The sequence below is a fragment of the Xenorhabdus bovienii SS-2004 genome (genome assembly GCF_000027225.1).
Lineage (GTDB): Bacteria > Pseudomonadota > Gammaproteobacteria > Enterobacterales > Enterobacteriaceae > Xenorhabdus > Xenorhabdus bovienii_C.
Genome location: NC_013892.1, coordinates 3,464,539 through 3,486,640, shown reverse-complemented (window position 1 = coordinate 3,486,640; position 22,102 = coordinate 3,464,539). Strand labels below are relative to the sequence as shown.

Here is a 22,102-nt window from a genome sequence, read left to right as displayed (position 1 = left end):
AGGTATGAATTTAGGAAACTCAGTGAAAAAAATAAAGTGGATAAGCTCTGTTATGGGAGTGGTACTGGCAGGCTGTAGCAATACATCGGATCGTCCAGCGCCGATAGTGAGTATTGATAAGCAGGAACAAAATAGAGGAATCCCTTCCAGAACCTCGTCCATCTCGACACCCATGCCATCTTCTCCTTCAACTATTTCAGCAAATCGTTCATCAGAGCATCGTGCTTCGGAAAATCGTTATTTAGTGAATCGTGCTGTTGAAAATGGCTCACATCAGGGACGGATCATCTATAACCGCAATTATGGGAATATTCCTAAAGGAAGCTATAGCGGCAGCACCTACACGGTTAAAAGTGGCGATACTTTGTTCTATGTTGCATGGATTACAGGCATTGATTTTCGTGATCTATCTCACATAAATAACATTTCAGAGCCTTATAACCTCAATGTTGGCCAAGTCCTGAGAATGGGTAATGTAAACTCCAGTAATGGTGTATTACTAGCATCAAATAGTACCCAATCTAAAATTGAGCAGGTTGATTTTCAAAAAAGTAATGCGTATCCTGCAAACATTGATAGACAGAGTTCCGAAAAGATGTTGCCAAGAAAAACAATTTCTGTTAGCGAAAGTTCAGCTATGAAATTATCATCGGCAACAGATATAAGTCCTGGCAGCACCATCAGCAGTGGTAGCAGTAGTTGGGGATGGCCTGCGGAAGGGAAAGTGTTTGAAGGTTTTTCGGATTCTAAGGGTGGAAATAAAGGCATTGATATTGCGGGTAGTCGTGGCCAGCCCGTTTTTGCAACTGCCAGTGGAAAAGTAGTTTATGCCGGAAACGCATTACGTGGATATGGAAATCTCATAATTATAAAACATAACGATGACTACCTGAGTGCCTATGCTCACAACGATACCATGCTGGTTCGTGATTCGCAGGATGTTCAGGCGGGGCAAAAAATTGCCACTATGGGTAGTACTGGAACAAGTTTAGTCAAATTACATTTTGAAATTCGTTACAAGGGAAAATCCGTAAACCCGCTGCGTCATCTTCCGCAGCGATAAACCAGGGCAGGATCCTGACTTCCTGCCCGCATTATCATGGGTAGGAGTAGCTGATGAGCCAAAGTACGCTTAAAGTTAATGAGTTGTATGATGAGGCGGATTTAGACGAACATGGCATGGAAGCCGATGACTTTGATGAAGCGTTGCTGAAAGACGGGGATGGTTTAACCAACGCTGATGAAAATTTGGATTTGTTGCAAGAGGTTAACCAACGGGTTCTCGATGCAACACAACTCTATCTCGGAGAGATTGGTTTCTCACCTCTGCTGACAGCAGAGGAAGAAGTTCTTTTCGCGAGACGGGCACTTCGGGGAGATATTGCTGCTCGCCAACGTATGATTGAGAGTAATTTGCGGTTGGTAGTTAAAATATCTCGCAGATATAGTAACCGAGGGTTGGCACTTTTGGATCTCATTGAAGAAGGTAACCTTGGCCTTATTCGTGCGGTGGAAAAATTTGATCCTGAAAGAGGTTTTCGTTTTTCTACGTATGCAACATGGTGGATCCGCCAGACAATTGAGCGGGCTATTATGAATCAGACACGTACGATCCGTCTGCCTATTCATATTGTTAAAGAATTAAATGTTTATTTACGTACTGCAAGAGAATTAGCCCATAAATTGGATCATGAACCCAGCGTCGAAGAAATTGCAGAAAAACTGGATAGGCCGATAGATGATGTGAGCCGTATGATGCGGCTTAATGAACGCATTACTTCTGTTGACACACCAATAAGTGGGGATTCAGATAAAGCCTTACTGGATATTTTATCTGATGAAAATGACTCAGGGCCAGAAACAACCATTCAGGATGATGATATGAAGCAAAGCATTGTGAAGTGGTTGTTTGAACTGAATGCAAAACAGCGTGAAGTCTTGGCTCGCCGTTTTGGGTTGCTTGGGTACGAAGCAGAAACATTAGAAGATGTTGGTCGAGAAATTGGTTTGACAAGGGAAAGAGTCCGTCAAATTCAAGTTGAGGGTTTGCGCCGTCTCAGAGACATACTGCATACTCAAGGCTTGAATATTGAATCATTATTCCGCACTTAAGTATTTATCTCCAATAGATTTCAAGTTGCAACTAATAAAGTAGCAACTTGAAAGATGAAAGGGATATTATGGTTTAACCAAAAGGTGGGCTTATTTAGCCCATCTTTTATTTTGCTTGGTTCTAACCGACGGGTATCAAACTTCACTGCTATACCATATTTTTCAGACGATAAATCCACTCCAATGCCTGACGCGGTGTCAATGTATCCGGATTCAGATTTTCCAACGCTTCAACTGCCGGAGATACCTCTTCCGTCAGCAGCGTCAACTGCGGTGTATCGACGTGGCCTGCCGTCGCATTGTTGGAGAGAGATTCCAGCTCCTTTAATTTCTGGCGCGCTCGTTTAATGACATCACGGGGAACTCCTGCCAGAGAGGCGACGGCCAATCCATAACTCTTACTTGCCGCCCCTTCTTGTACACTGTGCATGAAGGCAATAGTATCGCCATGCTCGACAGCATCCAGATGGATATTAACCACACCTTCCAGTTTTTCAGGCAGCGTTGTCAGCTCAAAATAGTGAGTGGCAAATAACGTCATCGCCTTGATGCGATTGGCCAGACTTTCCGCACAGGCCCATGCAAGAGACAGACCATCATAAGTGGACGTACCGCGCCCGATTTCGTCCATCAAGACCAGGCTATGCTCTGTCGCATTATGCAGAATATTGGCGGTTTCGGTCATTTCTACCATAAAGGTAGAACGCCCTGATGCCAAATCATCGGAAGCGCCCACGCGGGTGAAAATGCGGTCTACAGGCCCAATCAGCACTTTTTCGGCGGGAACAAAACTACCGATATACGCCAGCAGCGTAATCAAGGCGGCCTGACGCATATAGGTACTTTTCCCCCCCATATTCGGCCCCGTGACGATCAGCAGACGACGCTGTGACGAAAGTGTTAGTGGGTTTGAGATAAAGGGTTCACTCAAGACTTGTTCAACGACAGGATGGCGTCCACCCGTGATTTGAATACCAGTTTTATCGCTCAGTGTCGGGCAGGTGTAGTTTAGCGTTTCAGCGCGTTCAGCAAGGTTTGCCAGCACATCCAGCTCTGACAGTGCTTCTGCGCTAGTTTGCAGTTCAGCCAGATGAGGCAACAGCAGATCGAATAGCTCTTCATATAACGCTTTTTCGATGGCCAGCGCCTTGCCTTTGGAAGTCAGCACCTTATCTTCATATTCCTTCAATTCAGGAATGATATAGCGTTCTGCATTCTTCAGCGTTTGACGGCGTACATAATGAATCGGGACTAAATGGCTTTGTCCACGGCTGACCTGAATATAGTAACCGTGCACCGCATTAAAGCCGACTTTCAGCGTATCAAGGCCGAGTTTGTCACGTTCGCGGATCTCCAGTCTGTCCAGATAATCACTGGCACCATCGGCTAATGCACGCCACTCATCCAGTTCGGCATGGTAACCCGGGGCAATGACACCGCCGTCACGTACCAGAACAGGAGGAGTTTCAACAACGGCTTTCTCCAGTAGCGTCTGTAATTCATCAAAATGACCAACACGCTGTTGCAGTGCCTGAATATAAGGTGAATCAGATGATGCCATGATCTGATGAATATCAGGCAATTGCTGGAAAGCGTGGCGCATTCTAGCCAGATCACGAGGACGGGCGGAACGAAGAGCAAGACGGCCAAGTACACGCTCTAAATCACCAACCTGACGTAAAAACGGCTGCAATTCAAAGCCAATCTCTTGTAAAGCTGAAATGGCTTGTTGGCGGTTTTGCAGCACGTTTCTGTCGCGAATCGGGGTATGCAGCCAGCGTTTCAGCATGCGGCTGCCCATGGGTGTCACACATTGATCGAGTACAGAAGCCAGTGTGTTTTCAGTACCACCCGCCAGATTTTGGGTCAATTCCAGATTGCGGCGGGTTGCAGCATCCATAATGACCGTTTCTTGCTGGCGTTCTACCGTAATATTGCGGATATGGGGCAGGGCGGTACGCTGGGTATCTTTCACATATTGCAGCAGGCAGCCAGCCGCACGCAGTGCTAGCGTAGATTTTTCCACCCCAAAACCGATCAGGTCACGCGTACCGAATTGCAAATTCAGTTGCTGCCTTGCTGTATCGAGTTCAAATTCCCACATTGGGCGACGGCGCAGGCCACTACAGCGTTCAATCAGTGCCATGGAGCCAAAGCTTTCGGGATAGAGCAACTCCGCAGGGCGGGTACGCTGAAGCTCGGCGGCAATGGTATCTTCGTCTGCCATTTCAGAGACACGGAAACGGCCGGAGGTGATATCCAGCGTGGCATATCCAAACCCTTGGCTGTCATGCCAGATAGCGGCCAGCAGATTATCCTGACGTTCGTGCAGCAGGGCTTCATCGGTTACAGTGCCGGGAGTGACAATGCGCACAACTTTGCGTTCAACAGGGCCTTTGCTGGTGGCAGGATCACCTATTTGTTCGCAGAGCGCCGCTGATTCACCGAGCTGTACTAGTTTTGCCAGATAGTTTTCGATTGCGTGATAAGGAACTCCCGCCATCGGAATGGGCTGGCCTGCGGATTGCCCGCGTTTGGTCAGAGAAATATCCAGTAATTTAGCGGCTTTTTTGGCATCGTCAAAGAACAGTTCATAAAAATCTCCCATCCGATAAAGCAGCAAAATGTCAGGATGCTGGGCTTTCAGGCGCAGATACTGCTGCATCATGGGAGTATGGCTGTCTAAATCCTTTGCTGGTGATTCTTTCATATTGATCGCATTCAATTCTACTATTCCTGTTGACTCAGTTGGGCCATCGACGCTCAGTCAACCCATCTAAAATGACAAAACCTAAATATAATCAGCTAAGGATGGAACGCAATGAACCTCATCCCGGGCGAAAACGTTATCTTATCACTGATAATCGGTGTGATTCATCTGTGGATTTGATTGATTACATTAAAGCCAGAAAACCAAGTTCGGGCAAACTAAGGCCAGAAAAATTAAAGTCAGAAAAACCGTTCCCAAGCCTGTCATCTGCTATCTCATGTGGCAAGGCCGTAGTAGGGAAGAATAGGACGGTAGGTTATCAGGATTGAGATCGGGAATGTATCGGATTTTTAGCGTATTGATCAAGTTAGGGAGGCGGCTCGAAATTTTGGGGTATTGCAACGGGCTGAATTGCATATGCTTATAATTGCTTATAAATTACACGATACACTACTGGCGTCTTCGACGTTTCATTGCGATATGCGAAAAATAGTGCCTCATTTCTTGCCGTTTACTTGATCGGGAAGCTTCGGAATGAAAATTAATTCTTGCTAAATAAATCATTACGTGGTTATTATAGTAAATCGGTTTGGAACACAGACCTTATGAAAGCAGTTTTAGTAAAGCAGTCCTCAGCTTAAGTGTTATCCATAGATATCCTTCTTCGTGAGCCTCCTCCTAAGTGCCCAATAAGTAAATCTCTGCAAACAGGCCATGTTCACCACATAAAGTGGCTTAAAATTAAAGGAAATATCTATGTCTAATAAAATGACTGGTTTAGTAAAATGGTTTGATGCTGGTAAAGGTTTTGGTTTTATTTCTCCAGAAGATGGCAGCAAAGATGTATTCGTACATTTCTCCGCAATCCAAGGTAACGATTTTAAAACCTTAGACGAAGGGCAAAAAGTGGAATTCTCCATTGAGAGTGGTGCTAAAGGCCCGTCTGCTGCCAATGTTATCGCGCTTTAACGGCCGATAAGTTCGCTAAAGTTTACAATAGCGATGAGGGCAATAGCCTGAGCAGTTAAGCTGTAGTGATAAAAAACCCGCTCTCGTGAAGCGGGTTTTTTCGTATAGGCTCCCTAGGAAAATGTTACCAATCAGAAACTATCTGAATTGTACAATTGCTTGAGGGAAATTAAGAAGCCAAAAAGAGCAAATCTAATCATAGTAAAAAACATGGTTCTGTCGCATTAATAAAGAAAGTACGAGTGAAGATAAGGTGATTTTTTCCTTGTTTAACTTGTCCACTGCGGCTTTATTGGCGCCATTCGGATCCATCGTTACCCCGTCGGGTTGTCCATTCTGGCGTATGGCTTTCTTAAAGAAACGCAAGGCCGCCTCCTTATCCCGATGGGCGGTCAACAAAAAATCAATGGTATTGCCATCTGAATCCACCGCACGGTAAAGGTAACGCCATTCCTTTGATTTTGGTATCAGTTTCATCCCTTCACCACCGACGCCCAACGGTGAGCTTGCTCCGCCGATAACGTTTCATTTTATAAAAGTAAAAGTGGAATAATTTATATGATGAATTAAAAAGGCACGTTTCCGATTGGAATTGCGTGCCTCAGTAATTAAGACGATTTCGTTATTATCATTATTTAATTAGTCGTCAAAACGTTTTGCTTTATAAGTCGGATGTTTCAGGTTCTCAACAGAAAAAATATCATCCAATTGTGCCTCGGTCAGCAAACCGCGCTCCAATACGACTTCACGAACACTTTTGCCTGTCTCTGCACAGATTTTGCCTACGATATCGCCATTGTGGTGGCCGATGAATGGGTTCAGGTAAGTAACGATACCAATAGAGTTAAATACAAAGCTTTCGCAAACTTCTTTATTGGCCGTAATACCGTTAACACATTTTTCAACCAGATTACGGCATGCATTGCTCAGGATAGAAATGGATTCAAACATCGCTTGCCCAATAGCTGGCTCCATCACGTTAAGCTGCAATTGACCTGCTTCTGATGCCATGGTGACACAGATATCATTACCGATAACTTTGAAGCAGACTTGGTTGACGACTTCTGGCACCACTGGGTTGACTTTGGCTGGCATAATGGAAGAACCGGCCTGCAATTCTGGCAGGTTAATCTCATTCAGCCCAGTGCGGGGGCCGGAAGAAAGTAAACGCAGGTCGTTACAGATTTTGGACATCTTGACTGCCAGACGTTTCAATGCGCTATGAACCATCACGTAAGCACCGCAGTCAGACGTTGCTTCGATGAGATCTTCTGCTGGTAGGCAAGGTAACCCTGTGACTTCAGCTAATTTTTCAACCACCAGCGTCTGGTAGCCTGGCGCGGTATTCAGGCCAGTACCGATAGCGGTAGCACCGAGGTTCACTTCCAGCAGTAATTCTGCTGTGCGGGTGATGTTTTTGATTTCTTCTTTCAATAACACGGAAAAGGCGCGGAACTCTTGGCCCAGTGTCATCGGAACCGCATCCTGCAATTGGGTACGGCCCATTTTCAGGATGTCAGAAAATTCAACGGCTTTTTTGTCGAAACCGACTTGTAATAACTCAATGGAGGTAATCAATGTTATGATTGAATTATAAACAGCAATACGGAAACCAGTAGGATAAGCGTCATTGGTTGACTGGCTTCTGTTCAGGTGGTCGTTCGGATTCAGGTACTCATATTCACCTTTTGGGTGTCCCATCAATTCAAGACCGATATTTGCCAGTACCTCATTGGTATTCATGTTCAGTGAGGTGCCTGCACCGCCCTGAAATACATCAACAGGGAATTGATCCAGGCATTTGCCTGTGTTGAGGACTTCATCACACGCTTTGACAATAATATCCGCAATTTTTCCAGGGATAGTATGGAGTTCTTTGTTTGCCAGTGCCGCGGCTTTTTTTACCAACACCATGCCACGGATGAATTCAGGCACATCATTGATAGTACGGTCACTGATATAAAAGTTTTCAATCGCACGCAGAGTGTGAATACCGTAATAGGCTTCAGCAGGGACTTCTCGTTTACCTAACAGGTCTTCTTCGATACGAATGTTGTTTGACATGAGAACCTTCTTTAATTTGGATACGTTTTTTTACTGTTCTATATACGTTTTTGTTGAGAATAATGTCACCGTCGGCAACTGCCGTGATATTAATCACTTATCACTGGATTGCTGGCGCGATCATATGTGGATTTACCAGAAATGCCTTGTACCTGGATCACTTTATAGTGCGAATTTTATTAATGAAATGACATATGTGTGATTGAAGTCACGATTACGGAGATGTAAAGTCAAAGGTCTCAAGTATTGAAAAGCGTTATTATCATCCCCACTCTATGATTTACAAATTTTGTAATCCGTAACTATGTCAATAAATGATGAACATGCAAATTTAAGGGTGGTTTACTGGCCATGTAGCTCTTTGCTAACAATATTCAAGGGGAATATTTTCATCCCAATGGTTTTATCACTCATTAATGAAAGGAGAACCACGTGCGTTGGCTCCCATTTGTCCTGATATGTTTGCTGGTTTACATCGAATCAGTCTTATTTGTTCGCATTGCCTCTGAAGCCGGAGTCTTACTGACTCTGCTGCTAGTCATTTTTACTTCTTGTGTTGGTGTTTCCCTTGTACGTAATCAGGGCATCAAAAATTTTATGTCGATGCAGCAAAAAATTGCTGCTGGCGAAAGCCCTGCGAAAGAGGCTATCAAAAGTGTTTCTCTGGTGATTGCGGGAGTTCTGCTAATATTGCCCGGGTTTTTTACTGACTTTCTCGGATTGCTGTTGTTATTGCCACCCGCGCAGAAGCTGCTGACAGCAAAATTGCTGCCTCATATCACCTTTTACCGTCCGAATAATCATGGGCAAGATGGTCAGGGCGGCCATCATGGGCAGACTTTTGAGGGCGAGTATGAGCGTAGGCAGGATGATGCTTCCTATACACTGGATGGTCAGAAACGTCACGATGAACATGGCAACGAGCACGACAAAAAGTAATTGTACTTGCTTTGGCTGAGATTTCAGTGGGTAAGAAGAAAGTGAAATATTTTTTACTGTCCGCCCCTTGAAGTACTGCCTGCAAGCCCCAACTTGTAGCTTCATGGTACTGGTTTTATTAGGCTCTAGTATCAATCCTCTTACCTGATATGGACTTTATTTACAGGAGATCTATCAATGAACATTCGTCCATTACATGACCGCGTTATCGTCAAGCGTAAAGAAGTTGAATCAAAATCTGCTGGCGGGATCGTTCTGACTGGCTCTGCGGCGAGCAAATCTACTCGTGGAGAGATTTTGGCAGTCGGCAATGGTCGTATCCTTGAAAATGGGGAAATGAAAGCGCTGGATGTAAAAGTGGGTGATATCGTTATTTTTAACGAAGGTTACGGTGTTAAGGCAGAAAAGATCGACAATGAAGACGTGTTGATCATGTCTGAAAGCGACATTCTGGCAATTGTTGAAGCGTAATTGAACATTTTGCTCTTAGATCTTCTTAATTGAACGAATTTAAAGGAAAGACACAATGGCAGCTAAAGACGTAAAATTTGGTAATGATGCTCGCGGCAAAATGCTGCGTGGTGTGAATGTACTGGCTGATGCAGTTAAAGTGACTCTGGGTCCTAAAGGCCGTAACGTTGTTTTAGATAAATCTTTTGGTTCGCCTGTAATCACTAAAGACGGCGTATCTGTAGCGCGTGAAATCGAATTAGAAGATAAATTCGAGAACATGGGTGCACAGATGGTTAAAGAAGTTGCCTCTAAAGCCAACGATGCGGCAGGCGACGGTACTACCACTGCTACTGTACTGGCACAGTCTATCGTCACTGAAGGTCTGAAAGCCGTTGCTGCTGGCATGAACCCGATGGATCTGAAACGCGGTATCGATAAAGCAGTTATTGCGGCTGTTGAAGAACTGAAAAAACTGTCCGTACCTTGCTCTGACTCCACTGCCATTGCGCAGGTTGGTACAATTTCTGCCAATTCCGACGAAACCGTAGGTAAATTGATCGCTGAAGCGATGGATAAAGTCGGTAAAGAAGGTGTAATCACCGTTGAAGAAGGTACTGGTCTGGAAGATGAACTGGATGTTGTTGAAGGTATGCAGTTCGATCGCGGCTACCTGTCTCCTTATTTCATCAATAAACCAGAAGCAGGTTCTATCGAGCTGGAAAACCCATACATCCTGCTGGTTGACAAGAAAATTTCTAACATCCGTGAACTGTTGCCAGTTCTGGAAGGTGTAGCCAAGGCAAGTAAGCCGCTGGTTATCATCGCTGAAGACGTTGAAGGCGAAGCGCTGGCAACGCTGGTTGTCAACAACATGCGTGGTATCGTGAAAGTGGCTGCGGTTAAAGCCCCTGGTTTTGGTGATCGCCGTAAAGCAATGTTGCAGGATATCGCTACTCTGACCAACGGTACTGTGATTTCTGAAGAGATCGGTCTGGAGCTGGAAAAAGCGACTCTGGAAGATCTGGGTCAGGCAAAACGCATTGTTATCAATAAAGACACTACAATTATCATTGATGGCGTAGGCGAAGCGGCCGCAATTGCTGCACGAGTTACTCAAATCCGTCAGCAAATCGAAGAATCAACTTCTGATTATGACCGTGAAAAACTGCAGGAGCGCGTAGCGAAACTGGCAGGCGGTGTGGCAGTGATCAAAGTCGGTGCTGCAACTGAAGTTGAAATGAAAGAAAAACGCGCTCGTGTTGACGATGCTCTGCATGCGACCCGCGCAGCAGTAGAAGAAGGTGTTGTTGCTGGTGGTGGTGTTGCACTGGTTCGCGCTGCTGCTGCTATCTCTGCTCTGACGGGCGACAACGAAGATCAAAACGTGGGTATCCGCGTTGCTCTGCGTGCAATGGAAGCGCCAATGCGTCAGATCGTAGAAAACGCAGGTGAAGAGCCATCTGTGGTTGTGAACAACGTGAAAGCAAGCCAGGGTAACCACGGTTATAACGCTGCAACTGAAGAGTACGGCGATATGATCGAGATGGGTATTCTGGACCCAACTAAAGTCACTCGCTCTGCACTGCAATTCGCAGGCTCTATCGCTGGTCTGATGATCACGACTGAAGCGATGATTACCGATCTGCCTAGAGACGACAAAGCTGACTTAGGTGGAGCTGGTGGCATGGGCGGTATGGGTGGAATGGGCGGCATGATGTAGTGCTGCTGATCCTGATGATGGAATTGTCCATCCAATAGGATAAACTTTGAAGGCGAGCAGATTTTTCTGCTCGCCTTTTTACTTTTTTGTCTTAATGGAATACAAAAGAGTCTATTTATCATCACGGTAGAATTTTCAACAATAATGGGGAAAGACATGCGAATTAAGATCTTACTCGGAGCGTCAATCTTATTGCTGGCTGGATGTGTAACGAACAATCAATTAACAGCCGCAGGTTCCAATGTACGTTTTGTGGATACTCAGCCGGGCAGTGAATGTCAGCGATTGGGCGAAGTGATAGGGATGCAAAGCAATTGGCTTAATGGTATTGATAATGAAAGCAGTTCAATGCGCAATGCGGCCAATGACTTGCGTAATAAAGCGGCAGAATTGGGTGGGAACGTCATTTATGGCGCAAATAGCCCACTTAGTCGGACAGAAAACCTGTTGGGCATTTTTGTGCCACTCGATAGCAAAATGGTAGGTCAGGTTTATAAGTGCCCATAAATATTGATAAAAGACAGAGGCTCTGTACTGTATCATTGCGTGAAGAGAGATAATTTACAGTGTTATTGTTTGGTTTAATAAGCAGTCAGTCAGGGCAGCAGCCAGAAAAACGTGACAGAGCATGGTTGGCTCTGTGTACGTTTTAGTTTCTGGCGTTGTCCGTTCCTGAACGTGTCTAATGGCTACGCTTGCCATGTCAACTTTTTTGCTTCAATCCCAAATCCAGAGGGGTTTTGCTTGGCTCACCGCCAATTTCTCTTGCCAGGCATGGAACTAAATAACCGGATATTTTAGTCAATAATTCCCGCATGATAGCTTTTGCTTCTTCATCGCCTACCAGAAAGTGTGCGGCACCTTGCACCTTATCTAATATATGGATGTAGTAAGGCAAAATACCTGCATCAAATAATGTATTACTTAAATCTGCCAGAGTATCTGCACTGTCATTTACATTACGCAGCAGCACACTTTGGTTCAGTAGCGTTACGCCAGCCTGTTTTAGCCACATCATTTTGTCGCGAAATGTATTATCAATTTCATTTGCATGGTTAATATGAGTTACCATAATTATCTGCAATTGTGATTTTTCGAAACGATTACACAATGAAAGTGTGATCCTATCAGGGATCACCACGGGCAAACGGGTATGAATGCGTAGCCGTTTGATGTGTGAAATGGATTCAAGGCGAGTCATTAACCAGTCTAGTTCGTGATCTTTTGCCATGAGAGGATCACCGCCGGAGAAGATGATCTCATCAAGCTCAGGGTGCTGTTCAATGTAATCCAGTGCGAGTTGCCAGTTGTTTTTGTTGCCTTTGTTATCCTCATAGGGGAAATGGCGCCGGAAACAGTAACGGCAATTAACCGCGCATCCCCCTTTGACCAGCAGCAGAGCACGGTTGCGATATTTGTGTAGTAACCCGGGAACTGCGCTGTGCTGTTCCTCCAACGGATCGGTTGAAAAACCAGGGTGAGTTTCAAATTCTTCCTGTGCGGTCAGAACTTGCAATAACAATGGATCATGAGGATCGCCTTTTTTCATCCGTGCTGCAAACGCTCTTGGTACACGCAGGGGAAATAAACGCTTCGCTTCATTGCCTTCTTTCAGCATGGCGTGCGTATTTAAGGATAATAATTGTAGCAGCTCATCAGGATCAGTAATGACATCTGCAAGTTGTTTTAGCCAGACTTCTCTGACAGGGGGAATATGGGTTATAATGTGTGCCATTTTTTGGCTAAGCCATTTTGTTAAAAATTAGAGGATATCCATGGCTACTTATAGTACCAACGAATTCCGTTCAGGTCTTAAAATCATGTTAGATGGCGAGCCGTGCGCTATTCTAGAAAGCGAATTTGTTAAACCAGGTAAAGGACAGGCATTTGCCCGTGTGCGTCTTCGTAAATTGATCTCTGGCAAACTGCTAGAGAAAACCTTCAAATCAACGGATTCCGTTGAAAGTGCCGATGTTGTGGATATGAACCTGACCTATCTATATAACGATGGTGAGTTCTGGCACTTCATGAACAATGAGACTTTTGAACAGTTGGCTGCGGATGAAAAATCTGTCGGTGACAGCACAAAGTGGCTGATCGATCAGGCTGAATGCATTCTGACCCTGTGGGATGGACGTCCTATTTCTGTGACTCCGCCAAACTTTGTTGAACTGGAAATTATTGAGACAGATCCCGGTCTGAAAGGGGATACTGCAGGCACTGGTGGTAAACCAGCAACCCTTAGCACGGGCGCTGTCGTGAAAGTTCCTCTGTTCGTACAGATTGGTGAAGTCATTAAAGTTGATACCCGTTCCGGCGAATACGTTTCTCGCGTGAAATAATCGCATTTGCTATTGAAAAAACCGCAGTATCCTCGTTTAGAGACTGCGGTTAATGAGATGGTCCCCACCACCCTGTGAGCGGTATGCTGGCAGGGTGTTTCTTTCAGGAGAAGACCATCATGCAAAACGTTACGCTTATTGGTATTGATCTCGGCAAACATTCTTTCCACGTTCACTGTCAGGACAAATCAGGAAAGGCCCTGCTGCGTAAAAAATTTACCCGCGCCAGACTGATGGAGTTTTTAGCGGGATCGCCATCAGCGACTGTTGTAATGGAAGCCTGCGCCGGTGCTCACTTTATGGCTCGCCGGATCGCTGCTTTTGGTCACGAAGCGAAGCTGATTTCTCCACAATTTGTTCGTCCTTTTGTAAAGAGCAACAAGAACGATTTTGTGGATGCTGAAGCCATATGCGAAGCTGCATCTCGTCCCTCCATGCGATTTGTGCAACCACGAACAGAGGCGCAACAAGCTATGCGCGCCCTGCATCGGGTCAGAGAATCACTGGTCAGAGACAGGGTTAAAACCACTAATCAGATGCACGCTTTTTTACTGGAATTTGGCATCAGTATGCCGATCGGAACCGCCGTGATAAAAAGACTTTCAACCGTCTTGGCAGAGAACGAACTTCCTCCCTATCTGGCACAGTTGCTGATGCGTTTACATGCCCATTATCTTTATCTTGTCGAACAGCTCACCGAGCTTGAGACGGCACTGGAGCAGGAGCTGAGACGTGATGAAACAGGACAGCGTCTTCAGACAATACCGGGCGTGGGTCCGATAACTGCCAGCGTCTTATCATCGCAGCTGGGCGATGGTAAGCAGTATGGCTGTAGCCGGGATTTTGCTGCTTCAACCGGTCTGGTACCACGCCAGTACAGCACGGGTGGCAAAAATACGCTTTTAGGGATAAGTAAACGCGGAGACAAAAATCTGCGACGGTTACTTGTCCAGTGCGCCAGAGTCTTTATCCAGAGAATCGATTATCAGTCAGGAAGGCTGGCTGAATGGGTAAAGGCTCAGCTTGAGCGAAAACACTCAAATGTTGTGGCCTGTGCGCTGGCCAACAAATTAGCCCGGATAGCCTGGGCAATCACAACACGGCAAACTGTGTTCGAAAGGTAACGACGACGCCAGTCTGACTGGCAGGTTAATCGTTAATTAAAGCAGTTCCCAATCTGGTTTTGCGAAGACTGATTATTGATGACATGAACGGCTTATCGACCTGATGGAATCCTGACATAAAAAATGGCTCTCTGAAGCCGTGCGGTTTTTTAGGCTTATCAGGTGCGGAACTCATCGAGGCGCGGGCATCCCTGCCCATAGTGACGCCGGATAGATTTAAGCAAGCCAACATCAATCAAAAATCAGTGTTGCAAAAAAGGTGGGGACCATAGATTTACATGCCCATTATCTTTATCTTGTCGAACAGCTCACCGAGCTTGAGACGGCACTGGAGCAGGAGCTGAGACGTGATGAAACAGGACAGCGTCTTCAGACAATACCGGGCGTGGGTCCGATAACTGCCAGCGTCTTATCATCGCAGCTGGGCGATGGTAAGCAGTATGGCTGTAGCCGGGATTTTGCTGCTTCAACCGGTCTGGTACCACGCCAGTACAGCACGGGTGGCAAAAATACGCTTTTAGGGATAAGTAAACGCGGAGACAAAAATCTGCGACGGTTACTTGTCCAGTGCGCCAGAGTCTTTATCCAGAGAATCGATTATCAGTCAGGAAGGCTGGCTGAATGGGTAAAGGCTCAGCTTGAGCGAAAACACTCAAATGTTGTGGCCTGTGCGCTGGCCAACAAATTAGCCCGGATAGCCTGGGCAATCACAACACGGCAAACTGTGTTCGAAAGGTAACGACGACGCCAGTCTGACTGGCAGGTTAATCGTTAATTAAAGCAGTTCCCAATCTGGTTTTGCGAAGACTGATTATTGATGACATGAACGGCTTATCGACCTGATGGAATCCTGACATAAAAAATGGCTCTCTGAAGCCGTGCGGTTTTTTAGGCTTATCAGGTGCGGAACTCATCGAGGCGCGGGCATCCCTGCCCATAGTGACGCCGGATAGATTTAAGCAAGCCAACATCAATCAAAAATCAGTGTTGCAAAAAAGGTGGGGACCATAGATTTTTATTGCTGGTAATCAGGAACTATCATTGCGGCTATCAGAAAGGCTAGTTATAATCCAGCGGCATTTCTTATTATTATCCGGGACGACCCGGATAAATATCATCTCATCGGGGACGACCCCATTGCCTTTTTGATAAAGGGAAAATGGTATGTCTTGGTTAATCCTTCTGGTTGCGGGTTTGCTTGAAGTTGTGTGGGCAGTCGGCCTTAAATACACTCAGGGTTTTTCCCGTTTGATGCCCAGCCTGATCACCATCAGCGCGATGATGGTCAGTATAGGGTTATTAGCCTATTCCATGAAAAATTTACCCGCAGGAACCGCTTATGCCGTGTGGACGGGAATTGGCGCTGTAGGAACGGCAATTTTCGGTATCATGGTATTTGGGGAGCCAGCCAATTCTGCCAGAATACTGAGCCTTGGTTTGATTGTTGCAGGTATTATTGGTTTGAAATTAGCAAGTTGATTGCTTGTAAATGAACCCAGCAAATGCTGGGTCTAATTTCAATTATTTTTTGACGTAGCGTGAAGGCCAAATTTCTTCTGGCGTGCGTTCCAACGCTTCCGCGATAAGACGCTCACCTTTTGGCCAATGACGCTGTAATGCATTGGCAAGGGTTGATGATGCTAGCCCGGCGGCTCGCGATACTTCTGACAACGTTGTCCCGCGCTTTTTCAATTCAGCGATGATATCAGCGGGATGCCAGTCTTTCTTTTCCATTCTTTAGGTCTCCAATTACCTGTCATCTTTTCAATTAAATAGTAGACTATAAGTCACATATCATAGCATGACTCAGCTTAAAACGTGACTCATAGTCCGTGGTCTGATAAGTAACATGAATCGATACTTATCAGATGAAAATGTCGAAAAACATCAAGTCCCTTTTTGGGCAAAGAATTAGATATCTCAGGAAAGAAGCGGGGATGTCGCAGGAAGCTTTTGCCGATAAGTGCGGATTGGATCGCACTTATATCAGCGGCATTGAACGTGGAATCAGAAATCCTACTTTAGAAATTATTTATGTCATTGCTAATGGCTTACAGATTGAACTGAATGAATTGTTTAATCTTGAAACAAGATTACCTCCGAATTAAAGCCCATTATCAATTTTCCATTCCGTTTTTATCGATGATTTGTGTAATCGGGTGAGCGAATGCGCTTTGATGAAAAATAAGCAGGAAATGAGATGATGTTACTGATCCCTGAACTCGCGATTGGTGTGTATCTTCTTGTTCCTGATCTTCTTTTGACCATTGAAGCTGACAAGCAGCTTCAATGGTATTCCAAGGATATATTGAACGCTGCTGTTAATATCAGTACTCTGTTTCGCCAATATTTTTCAGGGCATTAATCACCAATTGCCAGAATTTGGCTTGATCCAATTTTACGGCAACTTGTGTATGGCAATCTTTTGGTGGCGGGAAGCGGAAATCAGCGACGGTCATGCCCGTTGTTAAAGTTCCGGCCAGCTCGATATTCACGGGTACTTTTTGTGTTGTCATAACGGTAGGATCGATTACATAAGCGACTGCACAGGGATCATGCACCGGAGGATAGTCAAAATACTGCGATTCCCGATACCTCTCCCCATAAAACTGCAACGCATCTAAAACGAATTGGGCAGGACGGGTTTTGATCTTGGAGATAGCGTCAATGATATCAGGCGTTGCCTGAGCTTGATGCGTCAGATCCAGCCCCACCATCGTCAGGGGCCATTTTTCATTAAAAACAATATGTGCTGCTTCAGGATCGATCATGATGTTAAATTCAGCGACAGCACTCCAGTTGCCAGTATGGTAGCCACCTCCCATCAACACGACTTCTTTTACGCGTTCAACAATATGTGGAGACTTACGGGCGGCAAGGGCAATATTTGTCAAACCTGCCGTTGGAACCAAGGTAACGCTCTTGGGGGGATTTTCCATGATGATGTCGATAATCAAATCAACAGCGTGACGGGCATCCAGCCTTAATGCTGGTTCAGGCAAAATAACGCCATCCAGGCCGGTTTCACCATGAATTTCTGGGGCAGTTTGGATATCTCTGACCAATGGTCTGTGACATCCTGCGGCAAAAGGAACATTGTGAATATTAGCGATGCGGGCAATTGAAAGGGCATTTCGGGTGACTTTATTCAAGGTTTGGTTGCCAACAACTGTAGTCACCGCCAGTAGTTCAATGTCAGGATTTCCATGAGCAAGCAGTAACGCAATGGCATCATCATGCCCGGGATCGCAATCAAGGATAATTTTCTTGGGGAGCATCTTCATTCCTTTTAGTGATAACTAAACACAAATGTAGATGTTAAGAATAATTCACCTTGGATAAAGATTCCCCTAACACTAATCACAAAACGATAAGATAAAAATCTAAACTTATTAATAAAATGTTTAATAATTGTGACATAATTAACATATAAATAATAAATGGTTTGAGCATTGTAAGTACATATGATTCATATGTGTATGCTATAAAAAACAAACAGATAGTTGCTGGTGTTATCATTATTAATTTATTAATAAATTAAAGGTGAATGTATTTGTTGTTATTCCGCCTGAATAAACAATGTTAAATAAATGCGACAAAGTGTCCCTGAAGAAACAGAGTAACAAAATTGTCGGCTGTACATCATCAGGGAATAGGCAGATGCTCACGGGGTATAACATGAATAATAATCTTGATTCATTAACATACTATGCTGCAACCAAAAAATATGATCTTCGCTTTCCCACACTGACAGAAGACTTGGATGTTGATGTTGTTATCATTGGTGGCGGGTTTTCCGGTGTGAATACGGCACTGGAGCTGGCTGAAAAAGGCATCACCAATATTGCTATTTTGGAAGGTCGGACGTTGGGATATGGCGGAACGGGGCGCAATGGCGGTCAAGTTATGGCGGGTATTGGCCATGATTTGGATAGGATTAAACGTCATGTCGGTGAGAAAGGTTTAGAGGCTATTTTTAAAATTAGCAACATGGGTGCAGGAATTATTCGTGACCGGATCGCTAAGTACGATATCAAGGCGGATTTTTGTAAGGGTTACGGTTATCTGGGATATAACTCCCGGCAGGAGAAAACTTTACGGGGCTGGCTGAAAGAGTTTCAGGCAGCGTGTCCCGATGAAGAGATTGAACTTTATGCCGGTGCTGATGTTAAAAAAGTCATTGGTTCAGATCTTTATACCTGTGCGCTGAAGCATATGGGTGGGGGACATGTTCATTCACTCAATCTGTTGCTGGGGGAAGCCAAGGCTGCAACGGAGCAGGGTGTCAGAATTTTTGAAAATAGCCAGGTGGTGAATGTGGAATATGGCCCACGGGTCACAGTTCGCACAGCAATGGGGACGGTACGGGCAAGTAAGATACTGTGGGCGTGCAATGCTTTCCTGAATGGTCTTGAACCGACTATCTACAAAAAAACGATCAATACTTACGCTTTCCAGCTAATGACGGAAGAGCTGTCAGACGATCTGATTGAAAAGATCAGCCCGATTCGTGGGGCATACAGTGATATTAGTCCGGTCATCAACTACTATCGAGTCACCAAAGAGAACCGAGTGCTGTTTGGCAGTGCCACACAATATTTTGAGTATATCCCTTCTGATTTAAAAGCATGGAACCGCAAACGTATGCTGGATGTCTTCCCCTACCTGAAAGATGTGAAAATTGAATTGGCATGGGGCGGGCCACTATCTTGTAGCGTCAATTTATTCCCACAAATTGGTTCTCTGCCAGAACATAATAATGTGTTTTATGTACAGGGTTATTCAGGATTTGGTGTAACGCCGAGTCACATTGTCTGCAAAATCTTGGCAGAAGGGATGAGTGAAGGCTCTGAACGTTACTCACTGATGAGTTCGATTCCTCATCTCAATGTTGTGGGCAAAGACAAATTAAGGAACCTGCTCCTTTCTGCCGGTAAAACCTGGCACCAAGCCTCAGGGTATTGGAAAGGCCGTCGCTAGTTTGATCACTTTTTTGACGTCTTTTCTTTTTTTCTTTTTTTGAATAATAAATTCTGAAAGGTAAAAGTCATGATAAAGCCATTATTGTTAGATCAAGCACTTCCTGAATTAATGCCAATTGGCAGTGTTACTCATCTTGGTTCTATTGTGTTAGAGGGAGATCCCCAGGCAAGTGGTGCAATGACCCACGGAGAGCCTACGGATAATCTGACTTGTGGTATTTTTGCCTGCACCAAGGGTAAATTTAAAATGATTTATCCCTTTGATGAAATGGCGACGGTTCATGAAGGCTCGGTGAAACTGACCAATGTCAAAACGGGGGCTACGGTTGAATACCATAAGGGCGACTCTTGGTTTGCGGCGAAAGGCACTGAAATTTTGTGGGAAATCACCACTGAACGCTTTGTTAAACATTACATGGCTTGTGTGAACGCTTAAATATCGGGCTAACCAGAGAGGAAACATGATGAGTGAAATAACCTTACTAAAGCCCGTTACGGATTTTCTGCAACGTCCTCATGGTAATTATATCAATGGGTTATCTCTTCCTGGTCAGGGAAACAGAACCTTTTCTGTTGTTAACCCCGCTTCTGATGAAATGATCGCTAAAGTTAATCAAGGAGAGGAAGCTGAGATAAATTTGGCAATGGAAGCAGCCTCGAAGGCTTTTCATGGTTCATGGGCACAGACATCGCCTATGGAGCGGGGTAAGTGCCTGAACCGGCTGGCTGATTTATTGCAAAAACACGGTGAAGAGTTAGCCCAACTGGAAAGTTTGTGTTCAGGTAAACCAATCCAACTTGCTCGAATGTTAGATGTGGGCGCTTCGGCTGATTACCTGCGTTATTTTGCTGGTTGGTCGAGCAAAATTAGTGGTGAGACATTGAATGTTTCATTGCCATCACTCAAAGGGGAGAAATACACCGCCTTTACCCGCCGTGAGCCAATTGGCGTGGTGGTTGGCATTATTCCGTGGAATTTTTCCATTATGATTGCCATCTGGAAATTGGGAGCGGCACTGGCCTGTGGCTGTACTTTAGTACTGAAGCCCAGTGAGTATACCCCTTTGACGATGCTTCGTGTGGCAGAATTGGCGAAAGAAGCCGGGATACCTGATGGCGTGATTAATGTTGTCAATGGTTCTGGCGCTAGAGTTGGGTCAGCCCTGCTCGCTCATCCCCATTGTGCCAAAGTCACTTTTACTGGCTCAGTCCCGACTGGCACGATTATCGGTAAGTCGGCGATAGAGTACGGCTTGTCTCGTGCGACGCTGGAACTCGGAGGCAAGAATGCTGCTGCTTTCCTGTCTGATATGTCAGTTGAAAAGATTGTTGAGGGTGTGCTGGAAGCCGGTTATTTGAATCAGGGGCAAATCTGTGCGGCAGCGGAACGTTTCTATATCCCATCTGTTCACATGGATGCGGTCTTAAAATTACTTTCTGAACGTTTGTCAGCGATGAAAATCGGCTCTCCTCTTGATGAATCAACCGAAATGGGGCCTTTGGCAAACAAAGAGCATTACGAAAAAATCCTGTCCCTGTTTGATAAAGCGCGTCAGGATGGCAGTGAAATCGTATATGGTGGTCATGCACTGGAAGGTGCAGGTTTTTTTGTCACCCCAACGATTATCCGGGCCAAGAGTGCTGAAGACACATTAATGCAAGAAGAAACCTTCGGGCCGATAGGCACTTTCCTCAGCTATGATGATGAAGAAGAGTTAATTGTCATGATGAACGCGACGCCATTTGGTCTGTCTGCCAGTTTATGGACGAATGATCTCAGTAAGGCGATGCGTATGATCCCCCGGATTCAAGTAGGTACTTTGTGGATTAATATGCATACGTTTCTGGATCCAGCGTTGCCTTTTGGTGGCGTGAAGTCGTCGGGCATTGGACGGGAGTTTGGTAGTGCATTTATTGAGCATTACACCGAACTGAAATCGGTTATGGTTCGTTATTAATCACGTATTATTACAGCTTATTTTCGTGATTTATTTTCAGCTTGTGATTAAGCCGCTATCATATATGATATTGGGAATCATTATCATTTGATTGGCGGTTTATTATGATCAGCGCAAAGCGGGGTTTAAAACTGGCTTTTTGGCAGAGTATCACCGGGTTATGGGGGAGTTTATTATTTAGTCTGATGGCGTCAATACTGGTAATAACCGGGGCAGGGATCGAGCAATTTAAGATAAGTATTCTGGGTGCTATGCTTTCGACTCTTGTGCTGCTGCTGCATCGCGATGCACGCCATTTCCTCTTAATTCCTGCGGGTATTGCTGTGATGTGCAGCTTATTTGCTGGTTTGCGCTATGCGGAGTATTTTTGAGATAGCGTGAATTCTTAAAAAGATTGGCTGATAATGGGATGAAATAAAGAAATGAATACAGGGAGCAGATAAATATTAACAGTGGTGCGAAGGGGGGGACTTGAACCCCCACGTCCGTACGGACACTAACACCTGAAGCTAGCGCGTCTACCAATTCCGCCACCCTCGCAGGTACTGCCATTTATCTAATTTGTTTAACCGACGACTGTCTGATTTGGTGCGAAGGGGGGGACTTGAACCCCCACGTCCGTAAGAACACTAACACCTGAAGCTAGCGCGTCTACCAATTCCGCCACCCTCGCAAATTCAGACACTATCAATCAAACAGATAGCATGGAGGCGCATTCTAGAGATTTTA

General features: G+C 45.2%; 23 protein-coding genes, 2 tRNA genes and 2 pseudogenes. 17 read left to right on the top strand and 10 right to left on the bottom strand.

Going from position 1 to position 22,102, the window contains the following annotated elements; translation table 11 throughout:
* The first annotated feature begins 4 nt into the window (after positions 1-4).
* Both nlpD and rpoS read left to right on the top strand, forming a co-directional pair.
* Positions 5-1,063 (top strand): murein hydrolase activator NlpD, encoded by a 1,059-nt coding sequence (gene nlpD / locus XBJ1_RS15320; RefSeq protein ID WP_038199276.1) that lies wholly within the window; start codon positions 5-7, stop codon positions 1,061-1,063.
* A gap of 53 nt (positions 1,064-1,116) precedes the next feature.
* Positions 1,117-2,112: an RNA polymerase sigma factor RpoS gene (rpoS, locus tag XBJ1_RS15315; protein ID WP_012989915.1), complete on the top strand. Its 996-nt coding sequence runs from the start codon at positions 1,117-1,119 to the stop codon at positions 2,110-2,112.
* A gap of 148 nt (positions 2,113-2,260) precedes the next feature.
* Here the strand turns inward: rpoS and mutS are convergent, their stop codons facing one another.
* Positions 2,261-4,822: a DNA mismatch repair protein MutS gene (gene mutS / locus XBJ1_RS15310; RefSeq protein WP_038199281.1), complete on the bottom strand. Its 2,562-nt coding sequence runs from the start codon at positions 4,820-4,822 to the stop codon at positions 2,261-2,263.
* Between the two features lie 756 nt (positions 4,823-5,578).
* Between mutS and cspE the strand changes: the two genes are divergently transcribed.
* Positions 5,579-5,791 (top strand): transcription antiterminator/RNA stability regulator CspE, encoded by a 213-nt coding sequence (cspE, locus tag XBJ1_RS15305; protein WP_012989909.1) that lies wholly within the window; start codon positions 5,579-5,581, stop codon positions 5,789-5,791.
* 261 nt (positions 5,792-6,052) lie between these two features.
* On the opposite strand, the pseudogene XBJ1_RS15300 reads toward cspE, so the two are convergent.
* Both XBJ1_RS15300 and aspA read right to left on the bottom strand, forming a co-directional pair.
* Positions 6,053-6,269, bottom strand: a pseudogene (locus XBJ1_RS15300) (DDE-type integrase/transposase/recombinase); the annotation flags it as partial.
* A 161-nt stretch (positions 6,270-6,430) separates the two neighbouring features.
* A complete protein-coding gene (aspA, locus tag XBJ1_RS15295; RefSeq protein WP_012989907.1) occupies positions 6,431-7,855 on the bottom strand; it encodes an aspartate ammonia-lyase in 1,425 nt (474 codons plus the stop codon).
* A gap of 432 nt (positions 7,856-8,287) precedes the next feature.
* On the opposite strand from aspA, the gene XBJ1_RS15290 reads away from it, so the two are divergent.
* The 4 genes from XBJ1_RS15290 to XBJ1_RS15275 all read left to right on the top strand — a co-directional run bounded on the left by XBJ1_RS15290 (position 8,288) and on the right by XBJ1_RS15275 (position 11,474).
* The gene (locus tag XBJ1_RS15290) at positions 8,288-8,794 is read left to right on the top strand and encodes an FxsA family protein (RefSeq protein ID WP_012989906.1); all 507 of its coding nucleotides are present in this window, start codon (positions 8,288-8,290) and stop codon (positions 8,792-8,794) included.
* 177 nt (positions 8,795-8,971) lie between these two features.
* Positions 8,972-9,265, top strand: coding sequence for a co-chaperone GroES (locus XBJ1_RS15285; RefSeq protein WP_012989905.1), 294 nt, complete (start codon positions 8,972-8,974; stop codon positions 9,263-9,265).
* A 55-nt stretch (positions 9,266-9,320) separates the two neighbouring features.
* The gene (gene groL / locus XBJ1_RS15280) at positions 9,321-10,967 is read left to right on the top strand and encodes a chaperonin GroEL (RefSeq protein WP_012989904.1); all 1,647 of its coding nucleotides are present in this window, start codon (positions 9,321-9,323) and stop codon (positions 10,965-10,967) included.
* A 156-nt stretch (positions 10,968-11,123) separates the two neighbouring features.
* Complete coding sequence (locus XBJ1_RS15275) at positions 11,124-11,474, top strand: DUF4156 domain-containing protein (RefSeq protein ID WP_012989903.1); 351 nt, start codon at positions 11,124-11,126, stop codon at positions 11,472-11,474.
* A 196-nt stretch (positions 11,475-11,670) separates the two neighbouring features.
* Here the strand turns inward: XBJ1_RS15275 and epmB are convergent, their stop codons facing one another.
* On the bottom strand, positions 11,671-12,702 hold the full coding sequence (gene epmB / locus XBJ1_RS15270; protein ID WP_012989902.1) for an EF-P beta-lysylation protein EpmB: 1,032 nt from the start codon (positions 12,700-12,702) through the stop codon (positions 11,671-11,673).
* A gap of 40 nt (positions 12,703-12,742) precedes the next feature.
* Between epmB and efp the strand changes: the two genes are divergently transcribed.
* A complete protein-coding gene (efp, locus tag XBJ1_RS15265) occupies positions 12,743-13,309 on the top strand; it encodes an elongation factor P (protein WP_012989901.1) in 567 nt (188 codons plus the stop codon).
* A 119-nt stretch (positions 13,310-13,428) separates the two neighbouring features.
* A complete protein-coding gene (locus tag XBJ1_RS15260) occupies positions 13,429-14,433 on the top strand; it encodes an IS110 family transposase (RefSeq protein WP_012987226.1) in 1,005 nt (334 codons plus the stop codon).
* A gap of 25 nt (positions 14,434-14,458) precedes the next feature.
* On the opposite strand, the gene XBJ1_RS21920 is transcribed toward XBJ1_RS15260, so the two are convergent.
* Positions 14,459-14,665 (bottom strand): hypothetical protein, encoded by a 207-nt coding sequence (locus XBJ1_RS21920; protein WP_162467458.1) that lies wholly within the window; start codon positions 14,663-14,665, stop codon positions 14,459-14,461.
* A gap of 42 nt (positions 14,666-14,707) precedes the next feature.
* Here XBJ1_RS21920 and XBJ1_RS15255 point away from each other — a divergent pair.
* Positions 14,708-15,172: pseudogene (locus XBJ1_RS15255) on the top strand (IS110 family transposase); the annotation flags it as partial.
* Positions 15,173-15,197: 25 nt separating this feature from the next.
* Here the strand turns inward: XBJ1_RS15255 and XBJ1_RS21915 are convergent.
* On the bottom strand, positions 15,198-15,404 hold the full coding sequence (locus tag XBJ1_RS21915) for a hypothetical protein (protein WP_162467458.1): 207 nt from the start codon (positions 15,402-15,404) through the stop codon (positions 15,198-15,200).
* A gap of 193 nt (positions 15,405-15,597) precedes the next feature.
* On the opposite strand from XBJ1_RS21915, the gene sugE reads away from it, so the two are divergent.
* Complete coding sequence (sugE, locus tag XBJ1_RS15250) at positions 15,598-15,912, top strand: quaternary ammonium compound efflux SMR transporter SugE (RefSeq protein ID WP_012989899.1); 315 nt, start codon at positions 15,598-15,600, stop codon at positions 15,910-15,912.
* Between the two features lie 42 nt (positions 15,913-15,954).
* Here the strand turns inward: sugE and XBJ1_RS15245 are convergent, their stop codons facing one another.
* Entirely contained in the window at positions 15,955-16,167 is a 213-nt protein-coding gene (locus XBJ1_RS15245; RefSeq protein ID WP_012989898.1) for a helix-turn-helix domain-containing protein, read from the bottom strand.
* A 134-nt stretch (positions 16,168-16,301) separates the two neighbouring features.
* Between XBJ1_RS15245 and XBJ1_RS15240 the strand changes: the two genes are divergently transcribed.
* Both XBJ1_RS15240 and XBJ1_RS21825 read left to right on the top strand, forming a co-directional pair.
* Positions 16,302-16,541, top strand: coding sequence for a helix-turn-helix domain-containing protein (locus tag XBJ1_RS15240; protein WP_071822521.1), 240 nt, complete (start codon positions 16,302-16,304; stop codon positions 16,539-16,541).
* A gap of 92 nt (positions 16,542-16,633) precedes the next feature.
* The gene (locus XBJ1_RS21825; RefSeq protein WP_155270696.1) at positions 16,634-16,798 is read left to right on the top strand and encodes a hypothetical protein; all 165 of its coding nucleotides are present in this window, start codon (positions 16,634-16,636) and stop codon (positions 16,796-16,798) included.
* On the opposite strand, the gene XBJ1_RS15235 is transcribed toward XBJ1_RS21825, so the two are convergent.
* Entirely contained in the window at positions 16,761-17,711 is a 951-nt protein-coding gene (locus tag XBJ1_RS15235; protein WP_012989895.1) for a nucleoside hydrolase, read from the bottom strand. The two genes, XBJ1_RS21825 and XBJ1_RS15235, sit on opposite strands and share 38 nt — an antisense overlap.
* Before the next feature lie 400 nt (positions 17,712-18,111).
* Between XBJ1_RS15235 and XBJ1_RS15230 the strand changes: the two genes are divergently transcribed.
* The 4 genes from XBJ1_RS15230 (at position 18,112) to XBJ1_RS15215 (ending at position 21,744) form a co-directional block, all read left to right on the top strand.
* Positions 18,112-19,413 (top strand): NAD(P)/FAD-dependent oxidoreductase, encoded by a 1,302-nt coding sequence (locus XBJ1_RS15230; protein WP_038199271.1) that lies wholly within the window; start codon positions 18,112-18,114, stop codon positions 19,411-19,413.
* 69 nt (positions 19,414-19,482) lie between these two features.
* Positions 19,483-19,851, top strand: a complete 369-nt coding sequence (locus XBJ1_RS15225) for a cupin domain-containing protein (RefSeq protein WP_012989893.1) — start codon at positions 19,483-19,485, stop codon at positions 19,849-19,851.
* Positions 19,852-19,879: 28 nt separating this feature from the next.
* Positions 19,880-21,373, top strand: coding sequence for an aldehyde dehydrogenase family protein (locus XBJ1_RS15220; RefSeq protein WP_012989892.1), 1,494 nt, complete (start codon positions 19,880-19,882; stop codon positions 21,371-21,373).
* A gap of 104 nt (positions 21,374-21,477) precedes the next feature.
* On the top strand, positions 21,478-21,744 hold the full coding sequence (locus tag XBJ1_RS15215; protein WP_012989891.1) for a DUF1435 family protein: 267 nt from the start codon (positions 21,478-21,480) through the stop codon (positions 21,742-21,744).
* Positions 21,745-21,826: 82 nt separating this feature from the next.
* Here XBJ1_RS15215 and XBJ1_RS15210 read toward each other — a convergent pair.
* Together XBJ1_RS15210 and XBJ1_RS15205 are read right to left on the bottom strand one after the other, a co-directional pair.
* Positions 21,827-21,913 (bottom strand) — tRNA-Leu (locus XBJ1_RS15210).
* 46 nt (positions 21,914-21,959) lie between these two features.
* Positions 21,960-22,046: transfer RNA gene (locus XBJ1_RS15205), tRNA-Leu, on the bottom strand.
* Positions 22,047-22,102: the final 56 nt, after the last annotated feature.